At 43.8% G+C, this 12,412-nt stretch carries 15 protein-coding genes; 9 read left to right on the forward strand and 6 right to left on the reverse strand.

Annotated features, from left to right (window positions below; translation table 11 throughout):
• Window positions 1-82 precede the first annotated feature (82 nt).
• Window positions 83-706 carry a hypothetical protein gene (locus QUA00_RS28765; protein ID WP_333104168.1) on the forward strand — a complete coding sequence of 208 codons (624 nt, stop codon included), beginning with the start codon at window positions 83-85 and terminating at the stop codon, window positions 704-706.
• A gap of 10 nt (window positions 707-716) precedes the next feature.
• Window positions 717-1,121: a transcriptional regulator gene (locus QUA00_RS28770; RefSeq protein ID WP_333411975.1), complete on the forward strand. Its 405-nt coding sequence runs from the start codon at window positions 717-719 to the stop codon at window positions 1,119-1,121.
• 106 nt (window positions 1,122-1,227) lie between these two features.
• On the opposite strand, the gene QUA00_RS28775 is transcribed toward QUA00_RS28770, so the two are convergent.
• From QUA00_RS28775 to QUA00_RS28795, 5 genes are all read right to left on the reverse strand, one after another.
• On the reverse strand, window positions 1,228-1,776 hold the full coding sequence (locus tag QUA00_RS28775) for a hypothetical protein (RefSeq protein WP_333411976.1): 549 nt from the start codon (window positions 1,774-1,776) through the stop codon (window positions 1,228-1,230).
• Window positions 1,769-2,242 (reverse strand): hypothetical protein, encoded by a 474-nt coding sequence (locus QUA00_RS28780; RefSeq protein ID WP_333051840.1) that lies wholly within the window; start codon window positions 2,240-2,242, stop codon window positions 1,769-1,771. Before QUA00_RS28780 ends, QUA00_RS28775 begins: the two co-directional genes overlap by 8 nt.
• A 120-nt stretch (window positions 2,243-2,362) precedes the next feature.
• Window positions 2,363-2,944: an Imm30 family immunity protein gene (locus QUA00_RS28785; RefSeq protein ID WP_333411977.1), complete on the reverse strand. Its 582-nt coding sequence runs from the start codon at window positions 2,942-2,944 to the stop codon at window positions 2,363-2,365.
• On the reverse strand, window positions 2,941-3,357 hold the full coding sequence (locus QUA00_RS28790; RefSeq protein ID WP_333411978.1) for a hypothetical protein: 417 nt from the start codon (window positions 3,355-3,357) through the stop codon (window positions 2,941-2,943). The genes QUA00_RS28785 and QUA00_RS28790 overlap by 4 nt, the downstream gene beginning before the upstream one ends.
• Before the next feature lie 158 nt (window positions 3,358-3,515).
• Complete coding sequence (locus QUA00_RS28795; protein ID WP_333411979.1) at window positions 3,516-5,870, reverse strand: hypothetical protein; 2,355 nt, start codon at window positions 5,868-5,870, stop codon at window positions 3,516-3,518.
• 534 nt (window positions 5,871-6,404) lie between these two features.
• Here QUA00_RS28795 and QUA00_RS28800 point away from each other — a divergent pair.
• From QUA00_RS28800 to QUA00_RS28825, 6 genes are all read left to right on the forward strand, one after another.
• Window positions 6,405-6,893, forward strand: a complete 489-nt coding sequence (locus QUA00_RS28800) for a helix-turn-helix domain-containing protein (protein WP_333411980.1) — start codon at window positions 6,405-6,407, stop codon at window positions 6,891-6,893.
• 138 nt (window positions 6,894-7,031) lie between these two features.
• The gene (locus tag QUA00_RS28805) at window positions 7,032-7,154 is read left to right on the forward strand and encodes a hypothetical protein (protein WP_333411981.1); all 123 of its coding nucleotides are present in this window, start codon (window positions 7,032-7,034) and stop codon (window positions 7,152-7,154) included.
• A gap of 17 nt (window positions 7,155-7,171) precedes the next feature.
• Window positions 7,172-7,483 (forward strand): DUF433 domain-containing protein, encoded by a 312-nt coding sequence (locus tag QUA00_RS28810; RefSeq protein WP_333104155.1) that lies wholly within the window; start codon window positions 7,172-7,174, stop codon window positions 7,481-7,483.
• Between the two features lie 6 nt (window positions 7,484-7,489).
• A complete protein-coding gene (locus QUA00_RS28815; protein ID WP_333155309.1) occupies window positions 7,490-7,882 on the forward strand; it encodes a DUF5615 family PIN-like protein in 393 nt (130 codons plus the stop codon).
• Between the two features lie 736 nt (window positions 7,883-8,618).
• Window positions 8,619-9,557: a UDP-glucuronic acid decarboxylase family protein gene (locus tag QUA00_RS28820; RefSeq protein ID WP_333411982.1), complete on the forward strand. Its 939-nt coding sequence runs from the start codon at window positions 8,619-8,621 to the stop codon at window positions 9,555-9,557.
• 148 nt (window positions 9,558-9,705) lie between these two features.
• Complete coding sequence (locus QUA00_RS28825) at window positions 9,706-11,094, forward strand: UDP-glucose/GDP-mannose dehydrogenase family protein (protein WP_333411993.1); 1,389 nt, start codon at window positions 9,706-9,708, stop codon at window positions 11,092-11,094.
• 236 nt (window positions 11,095-11,330) lie between these two features.
• On the opposite strand, the gene QUA00_RS28830 is transcribed toward QUA00_RS28825, so the two are convergent.
• Entirely contained in the window at window positions 11,331-11,801 is a 471-nt protein-coding gene (locus tag QUA00_RS28830; protein ID WP_333411983.1) for a hypothetical protein, read from the reverse strand.
• A gap of 298 nt (window positions 11,802-12,099) precedes the next feature.
• Between QUA00_RS28830 and QUA00_RS28835 the strand changes: the two genes are divergently transcribed.
• Entirely contained in the window at window positions 12,100-12,318 is a 219-nt protein-coding gene (locus QUA00_RS28835) for a helix-turn-helix domain-containing protein (protein WP_006632503.1), read from the forward strand.
• Window positions 12,319-12,412 lie beyond the last annotated feature (94 nt).

Here is a 12,412-nt window from a genome sequence, read left to right on the forward strand (position 1 = left end):
CAAGCTCAACCTTTGTTTTATTAGGCTGATGATTAGAAGGCTTGCACCCTCTTCTTAGATGTCAAATGGGTTCTATATAATCATGTTAAATCTAAAGCTTCCCGAACAAAGGCGAAAACTTTACATTGAAATTGCATTGCGTAGATGTCGTCCCGGTAGTGGCAGCAGTCGAGAGTTTCTGAAGAAAAGAACCTGGAATCATCCCGTGACAAACATTAAAACGATTATTCAAAACACCCTTTTTGTAGTAGTAGGAGGGATTGCTACTCGCCTTTATATGCCTGAACGAATGACCGATGATGTGGATATCTTAGTATTAACTCAGGATGCTGCTAATCTTTATGGAGAATTAGAGCAAGGTGGTAGCAGGAGAACGGGAGAACTTAGCATTGGGGGCAGCACTTGGGAATTGCCTGATGGTACTTATTTGGATGTAATTGAATCAAGGGATTCTTGGGTACGAGAGGCAATTAGAAATCCAAATAATGCCCCGGATGGGTTGCCAATTATCGGATTGCCTTATTTGGTTTTGATGAAACTAAAAGCTAGTCGCGGTATAGATATAGGGGATTTAACGCGGATGTTGGGAGGGGCTGATGAAACTGATTTGCGGTTGGTAAGAAGGGCGGTACAAGATTTCCTTCCTGATGCTGTGGAAGATTTAGAAAGTTTAATTGTTTTGGGAAAGTTAGAAATGGGTGAGTAATTAAGGAAAAATGACCCTTACTTTTAATCCAGATAAATACAAAGAGTTATTGTCTCAGTATCAGCCGAAAATAATTAGAAATGAATCGGATAATGAGAAGGCTCTGGCTATGGTGGAAGAGTTGATGCACCGGGGCGATCGCACTCCAGAAGAAGACGAGTTATATGAATTGCTGATTGCATTAATTGAAAAATTTGAGCAAGAATACTATGCACCGGGAGCCACAGCTACTCCTAATTCAATATTGCTGTTTTTGATGGAACAAAGAGAGTTACAACCTGCTGACTTAGTGGGAGTTATTGGATCTGAAAAAAGAGTGTATGAATTGGTTAATGGTGAGGGAGATATTGGGAAAGAGCTGGCATTGATTCTGGGGAGTTTCTTTCATGTAGATCCGAGTTTGTTTTGTAATTAAGGGAAGTAAGATTAAGGGTGATTCCCTACGCGATAGCTACGCTCGCGCGCACTTTGAGAGATTAAGGGCGATCGTACTTTTGGAGATTAAGGGCGATCGTACTTAATTAACAAATAGCCGAAGCAGGCGCAATTTCGCCGAGTGGCATCAGGAATTCTTGCTTTTCTTCGCGGGTGATATAGCCGCCATTTAGAGCCATTTCCATGAGTTGTTCGACAAATCCCTTTAACTCTGTTATAACTTGAGTTTTATTCAGTTCAAAGTGTTGATTTCTGGATTTTAGGGTAAACTGGTGTGGAGATAAATATCCAAATTCTTTGAAATTACAGCTAATTTTATCGTTGGTTAATGGCTGCAATTCAAGAGTAAGGCACACACTTTCAACAAATTCTATTTTGATGGGTTTCCCTTGGGATAACTCACTAATTTTTTTGGGGAGTTCATCTTCTAGGAGCATACAGATATCGGGGTCTAAAAAAACTTTTACTTTTTGTTCACCAATTTCTATAGATACTGGGCGATCGCATTCAAAGCAAAATAGTTTCAGACCTAATTCAAAATGCGAAAGTTCTCCTAATGAGTCATCGGGTGCGTCAGCATATTGTTCGCAATTAGGTTTTTCTAACTGGATTGTAAAATTGATATAGTTATTCATTTTCATCGCTCCTATCTAATGAGGACAGCGTAGCATCATTGAGAACAGGATAAGCAGATTTGAATGTTCCATCTGGTTTCCTTTTAATAAAAGCATGGGTAACATTTTCAATTATTTTCCCATCTGGATAGTGAACTTTCCCAATAGAACGCTTAAAATTTATAATGTAACAACCGGGATATTTCGGTGTCACTTGTTCAGCTTTTACCCAGTCTCGATCGTTTAGCCACTGGCCTTGAGGCTGATTTTTGGATGCTGCCCTGCCTCTAAAATTAAGGGGTTTCAGTTTTGGGCCATGATGGCGATCGATATGGTCGTAGGCTTTGATGGATTTGGGATTATGCCACTGAGGTTCTACTCCACTGCCTGTCCAGTCACAACCACTTCCTACTTCAATCGTTTGGTCTATTATATCCTGTTCTACAACTTCTGGAGTGTCTTCAGAAGTATCTGTGCCATTATTCAAAATAAGTGGTTTACTCCTGCATGGTATGCGATCGATGATTATACCATTAACTAATTTGAGGAGGGCGATCGCACTTTTGGAGCTTAAGGGCGATCGCTCATCCTGAGAGCGGCTTGCATCTTATTTGATAGGTTTAATTTCGGCTATTGGCCGATCGTCTTGCAAGAGTACCAAGATATTCCCATCTTGGATGAGTTTAAGAAAGCTCGACAGATCCCTCTGAATTTCATCAATATTAATGTCGATCGCAGTTGCGCTGGAAATAACTGACTCAGCATGGGAAGATAAAGGAGGGGATTCATTAGCAGCTATTTCGCGCAGCAAATGCGTACCTAAATTCCGATTTTGAGAATCGGTAGAATGTAACATCTGGCTATATAAATTCCGGGCTAAATCCTGATTGAGGATTCCATAAATTAGAATCATTGTCCATTCTTTAGCATTAACAATCATCCGGTCTATGCTATCAATAAAAGCCTGCAACTGGTCTTTGAGTTCAAAAGACTCCAGAAAATGAATCAGACCATACATGACTTCATGTTGTTCGCATCTGTCATCTAAAACCAGATATAGTTCTGGCAAATATTCGCTGTTAAGATGTAGGGCAAGTTCGGCTAAAGCGTATTCAAAACTCATCACTTCCTCATCAGAGCGCATAAATTTATTAGCATTTAATGTTTCTATTAATTGAGTAACGTTCATCTTATTTCTCCCACTTTCTCAAAATTACCCGGCCATGCCAGTTTGTTTTGTTTGATGACTTGTTGTAAATTCCGCCTAATTTGTGGTGTATACAGCCGATCTTGGCGATAAATCGATCGCACATCCCACACCGCACGAGCTAGAGCTTGCCGGGGTGATAGACTAAAGTCTGGTCTTTGTCCATAGGATTGTGTACGCCGATGACGACCACCCCTTCCCGGATATGGCTGTTCCATCAAGATAGCAATACCCTTGTTTCTAGTGTAACCAGAGATTCCTATTTGTTTCATATAAGCATCGGATGGAATATGGTGGGGTGTAAGGTTGTCTCCGGTGCGGCGACTTTTGTTCAAGTCGCCAAATTGTCCGACTGTGCTTTCACCTGGAAGTAATCTAGGTATGTTATTTGCCACTTGTATTTTGGAGGATGCCTTTTATTTTATAGTAAAAAATAGTTGGCTATTTTAATTAAATCATGGAAAATTACTTTTGGTGAATGGAAAGGGCGATCGCACTTTTGGAGATTAAGGGCGATCGCTTTAATTCTAAACTTATCTGACGACTAACTAAATTAGAGGACGATGAAATTCGCGGCAGTCAAGGAAGTCAAGGAAGCAGGCGGTACAAAAAGCTGAATAGTTTGACCGGAATTGAGAGTGATGAGTCGTTGAGTGCTGTTAGCTTGCGCTACAAGATTGTCTACAGTCAATCCAAAAGTAGCAGATACCTGGATTTTGTCATCAGCTACCACAAAATCACCGATAGTATCTTGTCCTGTTGTCGCGTCAAAGAAAAACGTATCCTCATCTTGACCACCCAACAGATAATTGTTGCCAGAACCTCCGTTGAGTAAATCACTTCCCGTACTTCCATAAAGATTGTCGTTGCCAGCGCCACCAAGTAGAGTATCATTCCCCCCCTGTCCGTAAAGAAAGTCGTTTCCACCTAAACCCTCCAGAGTATCAGCCACACTCGTGCCAAAAATGGTATCGTCCCCTTCACTGACAAGGGGCGGTAAAGCTTGAGATATAAAACCTGGCAGGCTAGCAATTTGGTAGCCAATATCTGCCAAAATTGCCAAGTCAGCGTTTGTAGGTATCCTGCCACCATAGCCACTTGGGTCCATAATAGGTGGTTTACCATCAATCAAAAAGCCTTCCTTGATATGACCCGAGTTGAGTTCGAGTGGGATAAGATTGCCACCATTGACTTTCCTGGTGTTGGGACCATCAAAAAATCTTTCCCCGCCGATCGTGACAATCTTGTTACCGTAAACTAAGCCGAGGGTATGTCCCATTTCATGCACGGAAACGTTAATAAAGTCTTCTTGCCCTGCTGGAATGTCGTTATCTGTTTCGGGCGTCGGGTCAAAAAACCAATTGATAGCCGTGTTAAAAGAGATACTTGCTGCCAACAGTCCTGGTCGAGCAGTGAAAATACTTGAATTTTCTAGCAGGGTAACATTTTCTACCATAGCCCCGGGGTTGGGATTACCTGCAGCAAATACTGGAGATGTAGCGCCAACAAAGAAGAGTAAATCATCAATTTTAGGGAGATCAATTTCCTGAATTTGTCCTGTTTGAGGATCTGTTACCTGGCCTTTGATTCCAGCAGGGACATCAGGCAAATCATTTTGAATGAACTTCTCCCAGTTGTCAGCAGCCGCTTCCAAAGCAGCCCTCCGTGCCGGGTCATTGAAAAACCCGCTCTTATCAAAACGATAGTCGAATTGAATGTCGAACTTCTGTGGCGTCGGAGTCGTCACAGGCGTCGGAGTCGTCACAGGCGTCGGAGTCGTCACAGGCGTCGGAGTCGTCACAGGCGTCGGAGTCGTCACAGGTGTCGGAGTTGTGACTACAGGCGTCGGAGTCGTCACAGGTGTCGGAGTTGTGACTACAGGCGTCGGAGTCGTTACAGGCGTCGGCGTTGTGACTACAGGCGTCGGAGTTGTGACTACAGGCGTCGGAGTCGTCACAGGTGTCGGAGTTGTGACTACAGGCGTCGGAGTCGTCACAGGCGTCGGCGTTGTGACTACAGGCGTCGGAGTCGTCACAGGTGTCGCAGTCGTCACAGGCGTCGGAGTCGTTGCACTTGGGGTGATTGAAGGCTTCGGCTCCGGTGTCGGAGTCGTCACAGGTGTCGGCGCAGGCGTCGGAGTCGTCACAGGCGCAGGCGTCGGAGTCGTCACAGGCGCAGGTGTCGGTGCAGGTGTCGGTGCAGGCGTCGGAGTCGTCACAGGCGTCGGAGTCAGCAAAGGCGCAGGCGTCAGACTCACAATCCCATTAGAATCAGCAATAGTCAATCTGGCGTCACCCTCCAAAACGGCCAAATATTGCCTTGTTAAGTCATCCTGAATAATTGTGTAGCCAGCATTAACCCCTGTGCCCACATAAATCTTGAGGTCATCAAAGGCAAGATCGTTCCTTAACTGAATTACATCCTCACCCTCTGTATAATCAACAATGAAATCGGCATCAGAAAGCTCTGAACCCCCAGTATTTTTACCAATAAAAAAAGTGTCGTTACCATTCCCCCCAGTTAAGGTATCGGCTCCGTTATCTCCATAGAGAATGTCATTCCCGAAGTTGCCAAACAAGCTGTCATTACCTTTACCACCGTAAACTGTATCGTTATCTATTCCGCCATCAACTGTATCCTCGCCTTCGTTGCCGTATATCAAGTTATCTCCAGCATTAGCAAACAGCCGATCGTCACCTTTGCCGCCGTAAACTGTATCGTTACCTTTGCCACCGTAGGCGGTATCATTACCTTCATTACCGTATAGCTTGTCATCTCCTTGCTTGCCGTAGATTAAGTCGTCTCCATCACTGCCAAACACTAAGTCAGAGCCTTGTTGTCCAAATATTAAATCTGCATCGGGCGTGCCATTGAGAGTATCGTCAGCCAACGTTCCATTAATGTTCATGTTGCAATCTCAGTGTGAATACTAGATTTATCCCTATTCGAGCTACAAGTCTTTCTCCATTTCTGAAAAAATGACTTGCTAGCCTGTATTTTTAGATCCTGCGATCGCCCTAAATTTATGCGAAGTCAGGGATTTGCTATCTAAGCAAAACTCTTGCATAGCAAAGCTTTCGTCGCGATCGCACTCACAAAGAACTCAGTCTGCAGAAGGCGCATTGCAGCCTCCCATTTATTTATCAGGGGCAAATCCAGAAAATTATGCAAAATCCCAGAAAATAAATTAAAAAAATTACTGGCCGTGGCCGAAACTAGAGTCAAAGCGAGAAACTTACCAAAGTTCAGCCTTACTCCCCTGTCGGGTCGCTAACTGTAGTCAGTCACGGCTAAAAAGCCATCCCACAAAGGTTTTGACTTTTAAATTTCATTATTTGCGCTTTAGCATTCACTTATCATACGCTAGCGGAGTCTGGCAATAAACTGACACTCATCAGGAGTTATGTTAGAATTCCATCAGGAAATTTAGAGACACCCATCTATGGCATCCACAAACGATTGCTTCGTCGAAGCCGAAAGCCGCTGGGACTTAAAAACTCTGTACTCGGACTTGGCCGCCGTTAAGGGAAAGCCTCTCACCCCCGTAGAAAAGCTGCATCTGCGGGGGTTGCTTTGTGGCTTCAGTCCCGCTGAAATCGCCGAAAAGCTGAAAAAGAATCCCAAGGGTGTTGAAACTGACCTGTGTGCCACTATTTATAAGTACGTTAAAGCCTTTGTGGGTAAAGGCATTGAAAAGATAGAAAACTGGAGAAATATTGCTGAATGGCTTGAAGATGCTGGATATAAAACTCAGTCGTCTGCTAAATTACCAGTCCAAGATTTATTACCTGAAAATTGTGTTGTTAATGTAACGAATATAAATATAGATAAAAATCAAATAGTATTTTTTATCAACTTGCGAATACCAACCTCACCAGATTCAGAACTGTCAATACAAAATCTAGACATCGACGATAACAACGCTAACTAAAATTTTGCCGCTATTCAACTGATTGGTAGCGTGAAGCGACTAAAATCAGGAAGCGCGATCGCACCTTTACCCGATCGCGCGGGGCGATCGCACTTCTCTTGTGCTAGGATTCAATGAGAGCGTCAGTCACTAAAAAACATGGCAACAATTACCCTTCAAATTCCAGACGAACTGGCTCAACGTCTAGAACCTCTGCAAAATCGCTTGCCCGAACAGCTTTTGCCACTTCTAGAACTAACTAAAAAGCCCGCAACTCTTTGAGATTTTGGCGATCGATTATGACCATCAAAGAACAACTTCTCCAAACCATTGAAACACTGCCTGATGACTTGCTAGCACAAACCCTACAATTCATCCAAACCCTTCAGAATCCCATTCACAAAACTCCAGGAATTTGTGGCGGTGCAGCGCGAATTCGCGATACCCGCATTCCCGTCTGGACGATTATCGCCTACCAACAACAGGGCGCAACTGAATCCGAACTTCTCTATAATTATCCAGGACTCACCCTTCAAGATTTGCAAGCGGTTGCGAACTATTACGAACACAACCGAGAAGAAATCGAGCTGTGGCTTGCTGAAAATGAGTAACTAAAAATGCTAAAGTTTTACTCGAATGAAAACTTTCCGATCGCAATGGTTGATTTACTGCGAGCGCGTGGATATGATGTTTTGACATCCTATGAAGCTGGACAAGCCAATCAAAAAATTCCCGATGATGAAGTCTTGATGTACGCGACAAATGCAGGGCGAGTAGTCATTACAGAAAATCGTCAAGATTTCATCAATCTCCATTCTACAACCTCAAATCATGCAGGAATTGTAATTTGTAAAGCCGATCGAGACTATGCAGGCAAAGTGCAGGTACTTCATGAATTTTTCACCCAAGATACACAGCCAATGGATAATCGTCTGCTTCGGGTGATGAAACAGAATCTTAAAGGTAGTCAACAGACATTTATACTTCAGGAATACCCAAAGTCTTCTTAAAAATAATCGTGACTTTAACTGCTGCTGAGATTCCACCGCGATCGGATAGCGATACTGTATAATTCTAATTACCGTCGTCGCAGTTAGTCGATCGCGACTAAGGCCAAATAAACCGGGTTTCTCGGAAAAATATTTGCTTGCTCAACTTTATCTACGAATAAACAAGGTTTCTAGCCTCTGACCAAGAATTTCAAAGGTGGTACCCGCCACGTGATTTATCCGTGGAATCAATCCAAAATCTAAAATCTAAAATCCTCAAGCCCCCGCATTTATCTCGCGCAAGTCAATCTAAAATCTAAAATCTAAAATCTAAAATCGATTGACGCGCGTCAGCCCTGTTTACATAAACTGGATTAACCTATTCTCAAACAAGCCCGTGAAGCGTAGCCATACCTAGGGAATCAGCCTTTTCTTAGATAACTCAAGACAGAAGCGATCGCCTCACCAATCACAACAAACAAACAATTAATACCTATTAACTCAAAAGTGAATTATTGTCAACAGTATTTTTGCGAAAATATTGAAGCTTCACTAAAAATTGCTAGCTGACATTTGCGAATTATAGCACTTTGTTCAAAGTATTGGCAAATGCTAAGTTAATTAAAGATTTAATAAAGGTGACGCATAAGTGTTTACATCGTCGATCGCAATTTTGTTATTCTATTAGTAAGTTTCATTCGAGCGACTGAATTTTTGTACTCCAGTCCTACCCCTAAACAGAACGGCAGTTTCCACAATGAGAATTTTAGTCACAGGCGGTGCGGGTTTCCTCGGTTCCCACCTAATCGATCGCTTAATGGCCCAAGGACATGAGGTAGTCTGCCTGGATAATTTTTACACCGGGACTAAACGCAATATCCTCAAATGGTTGGACAACCCGTATTTTGAGCTGATCCGCCACGACATCACGGAACCGATTCGGTTAGAAGTAGATCAGATTTACCATCTGGCTTGTCCCGCTTCCCCTATACACTATCAGTACAACCCTGTCAAGACAATTAAAACAAACGTCATCGGCACGATGAATATGTTGGGATTGGCTAAACGGGTAAAAGCAAGATTCTTTCTGGCTTCCACTTCCGAAGTGTACGGAGATCCTGACGTACATCCACAAACAGAAGATTATCGCGGCAACGTTAATTGTATCGGGATCAGATCGTGTTATGACGAAGGGAAGCGAGTAGCTGAAACCCTATCTTTTGATTACCACCGTCAAAATGGTGTAGACATTCGAGTTGTGCGAATCTTCAATACCTATGGCCCGCGGATGTTGGAAAATGACGGCAGAGTAGTCAGCAATTTTATTGCTCAAGCTTTGCGGAATCAACCGCTGACAGTATACGGCGACGGTTCCCAAACGCGGAGTTTTTGCTACGTTTCTGATTTGGTGGAAGGATTTATTCGTTTGATGAATAGCGACAAAATCGGGCCGATGAATTTGGGGAATCCCGGCGAATACACTATATTGGAACTGGCACAAAAAATTCAAAACACGATTAATCCAGGGGCAGAAATTATCTTTAAACCGCTGCCGGAAGACGATCCAAAACAGCGACAACCGGATATTACTCGTGCTAAAAATTGGTTGGGGTGGGAGCCAACTGTGCCGCTGGATCAAGGTTTAGAGTTGACTATAAAGGATTTTCGCGATCGCATCGAGGGAAACCAAAAGTAGAGAGTGGGAGAGGGGGAGACTGGGAGAGGGGGGGATGGGAAAAAGATTCCCAATTCCCGATTCCCAATTCCCAATTCCCAATTCCCGATTCCCAATTCCCGATTCCCAATTCCTACCTGATTTATTTACTAGCTTTGAGGACATTTGTATGCAAGTTTGTGTCATCGGTACAGGATATGTTGGCTTAGTCACCGGCACTTGTTTGGCCCACATCGGCCACCACGTGATTTGCGTAGACAACAACGAAGAAAAAGTTAAATTAATGAAGTCTGGACAGTCGCCTATTTTTGAACCTGGACTGTCTGAATTAATGTCTTCTGCATCTGCGTCGGGCAATCTAGAATTTACTTCGGATTTAGCAGCGGGAGTGTCTCACGGGGATATTTTGTTTATTGCCGTGGGGACGCCTCCTTTGCCTACTGGAGAAAGCGATACTCGCTACGTGGAAGCGGTTGCTCGTGGAATTGGAGCTCACCTCGATGGCGATTACAAAGTCATTGTCAATAAATCTACAGTGCCCATCGGTTCCGGGGACTGGGTGCGAAGAATTGTACTAGACGGTTTAGCAGAACGTCAAAAACCTCACAGCGGTGACGAGGTTACTGGTGAGGAAGTAGCAGCAAAAAAAGGTGTTCAATTTGATGTGGTTAGCAACCCGGAGTTTTTGCGGGAGGGCTGTGCTGTTTTCGATACTTTTAATCCCGATCGCATTGTTCTCGGCAGCAATTCTCGGCGGGCTATGGATCTGATGCTACAGTTATACCGGCCGATTGTCGATCGCAAGTTTGCAGAAAATCAGTCTTTGCCGGAAGTTCCTGTGGTGATGACTGATATCAGTTCAGCAGAGATGATTAAGTACGCAGCTAATGCTTTTTTGGCTACGAAGATTAGCTTTATTAATGAAGTTGCTAATATTTGCGATCGCGTCGGTGCAGATGTTAGTCAAGTGTCCCGAGGTATCGGTTTAGATTCACGGATTGGCAACAAGTTTCTGCAAGCTGGCATTGGTTGGGGCGGTTCTTGTTTCCCCAAAGATGTCTCGGCTTTAGTTCACACTGCTGACGATTACGGTTACGAAGCGCATTTGCTGAAAGCGGCAGTCGAAGTTAACCAACGCCAGCGGTTCATTGCTATTGAAAAGTTGCAGCACGTTTTGAAGATTCTCAAAGGTAAAACTGTCGGACTTTTGGGTTTGACTTTCAAGCCGGATACTGACGATTTGCGGGATGCTCCAGCGCTGATTTTAATCGAGAATTTGAATCGGTTGGGAGCGAAAGTTAAAGCTTACGATCCGATTGTTTCTCAAACTGGGATGCGTCACGGTTTGTCGGGAGTTTTGGTAGAAACTGACCCGGAAAGACTGGCAGACGGTTGCGATGCTTTGGTTTTGGTGACTGACTGGGAACAGTTTCGCAATTTAGATTACGATAAAATGGCCAAGTTGATGAACCATCCGGTGATGATTGATGGCCGCAATTTCTTAGACAAGAAGGCTTTAGAAGCGGCTGGTTTCCAATATGTGGGAATTGGAAGGTAAAGAAGAGTTTTGCTCGGAATCTCTATTTCGTAGGGTGCGCCGAAGCGCACCTTACATTTATCTTCCTAGTGGCAAACAATGGGAGCATCTCATATTTGCAAAAACACTTCTTTCTTCTTCCTTCTGACTCTTTTCTCCTGGCTCCTGACTCCTGACTCCTAATTCCAATTTCGAGCTTTGCTGCTTTCATTGAGATGCTCCCGCCAACAATTGCGGGTTTACCCGCCCCGCCTGCTTTAAAAATTTTCCATCAATGTTTTTTCTTGAGCGTAAACATCTCGTAGCTGTTGCAGCGCTGAGGCAGAAATTACCGATTTAACTGTAGCGACTAATTTACCCCACTCCAGCAAGCTGTCAACTGAAACAGCCGCTTTGAAGTTGTACGTATAGAATTTAGTCCAAAAATCTGGTGCTTGTGTCCGTTTCCAGCGTTTGTACCATGCGACAAAATCTTGAGCACAGGGCCGTTTTACTTCTAGGATTGGCGGAAAATCCGCGTAGCTGACAAATCGACTCAGGCCTTTGGCATGAACGTACACCACGTTGTGGCAGCATTCGATCCGGTATATCTGTTCGGGTGATATGTTGAACAGGAGTGCTACTGTTTCTTCGGTGACAAATCTCGATCGCGGATTGACGATCGACGATTTGTGAATAATTTTTGATGCGCCGATCGCTGATGATCTTAGCTGATTTTCTGATATCATTGTAGTTGCATCTGGTGGTAGTAGGTAAATCTATCTCTGCTAAGTGCGATCGACAGAAATAATCTGTCGGGATTAATTTGAACTGGCGATCGTCTTTAGTTTCCTTGACTCCGCCGCAAAACGGAGACAAGCCCCGACTTCTGCCATGAGAGGCGCAAAATTTTCGACTAACGTTCAAGCTTCCAGATTCATCTTTAGAGTAAATCTAAAATCTAAAATCTAAAATCTAAAATCGAATGACCGGGGCGATCGCTTTTTGATATATTATACTAAATCCAAAATTTTGTAAATAGTGAATATGAGCAAAGGCTTAGTCAGGTTGCGGGTTCGAGAGTTGGCGGCCGAGAAGGGATGGACGCTCAAGGAAGTTGCGGAGCGATCGGGCGTGGGCTACAGTACGATTAGCAATTATGCCCGTTCTCAGGGTATGGCAATGGTTGACTTTGCAGCAGTCCACAAGTTGGCTCGCACCTTTGATGTGATGATTGAGGATTTCGTGGTAATCCTCGAAAAATAGTTGAACGTTTTGCCTAAATTCAATGTGGTAGCGATCGACTTTTGATCGGACGATCGAAGTTTTGATGTGATGATTTTAGCATAGGTTGATCGCC

The organism is Microcoleus sp. T2B6, from assembly GCF_036700475.1.
In the GTDB taxonomy this organism is placed as follows: Bacteria; Cyanobacteriota; Cyanobacteriia; order Cyanobacteriales; family Microcoleaceae; genus Microcoleus.

Excerpts from the sequence above, each read along its gene's own strand:
- QUA00_RS28835 (WP_006632503.1), top strand. The coding sequence starts at position 12,100 with ATGAGCAAAGGCTTAGTCAGGTTGCGGGTTCGAGAGTTGGCGGCCGAG.
- QUA00_RS28770 (WP_333411975.1), top strand. The coding sequence starts at position 717 with ATGACCCTTACTTTTAATCCAGATAAATACAAAGAGTTATTGTCTCAG.
- QUA00_RS28775 (WP_333411976.1), bottom strand. The coding sequence starts at position 1,776 with ATGAATAACTATATCAATTTTACAATCCAGTTAGAAAAACCTAATTGC.
- QUA00_RS28810 (WP_333104155.1), top strand. The coding sequence starts at position 7,172 with ATGACCATCAAAGAACAACTTCTCCAAACCATTGAAACACTGCCTGAT.
- QUA00_RS28820 (WP_333411982.1), top strand. The coding sequence starts at position 8,619 with ATGAGAATTTTAGTCACAGGCGGTGCGGGTTTCCTCGGTTCCCACCTA.
- QUA00_RS28825 (WP_333411993.1), top strand. The coding sequence starts at position 9,706 with ATGCAAGTTTGTGTCATCGGTACAGGATATGTTGGCTTAGTCACCGGC.
- QUA00_RS28830 (WP_333411983.1), bottom strand. The coding sequence starts at position 11,801 with ATGATATCAGAAAATCAGCTAAGATCATCAGCGATCGGCGCATCAAAA.
- QUA00_RS28765 (WP_333104168.1), top strand. The coding sequence starts at position 83 with ATGTTAAATCTAAAGCTTCCCGAACAAAGGCGAAAACTTTACATTGAA.
- QUA00_RS28795 (WP_333411979.1), bottom strand. The coding sequence starts at position 5,870 with ATGAACATTAATGGAACGTTGGCTGACGATACTCTCAATGGCACGCCC.
- QUA00_RS28785 (WP_333411977.1), bottom strand. The coding sequence starts at position 2,944 with ATGAACGTTACTCAATTAATAGAAACATTAAATGCTAATAAATTTATG.
- QUA00_RS28805 (WP_333411981.1), top strand. The coding sequence starts at position 7,032 with ATGGCAACAATTACCCTTCAAATTCCAGACGAACTGGCTCAACGTCTA.
- QUA00_RS28815 (WP_333155309.1), top strand. The coding sequence starts at position 7,490 with ATGCTAAAGTTTTACTCGAATGAAAACTTTCCGATCGCAATGGTTGAT.
- QUA00_RS28800 (WP_333411980.1), top strand. The coding sequence starts at position 6,405 with ATGGCATCCACAAACGATTGCTTCGTCGAAGCCGAAAGCCGCTGGGAC.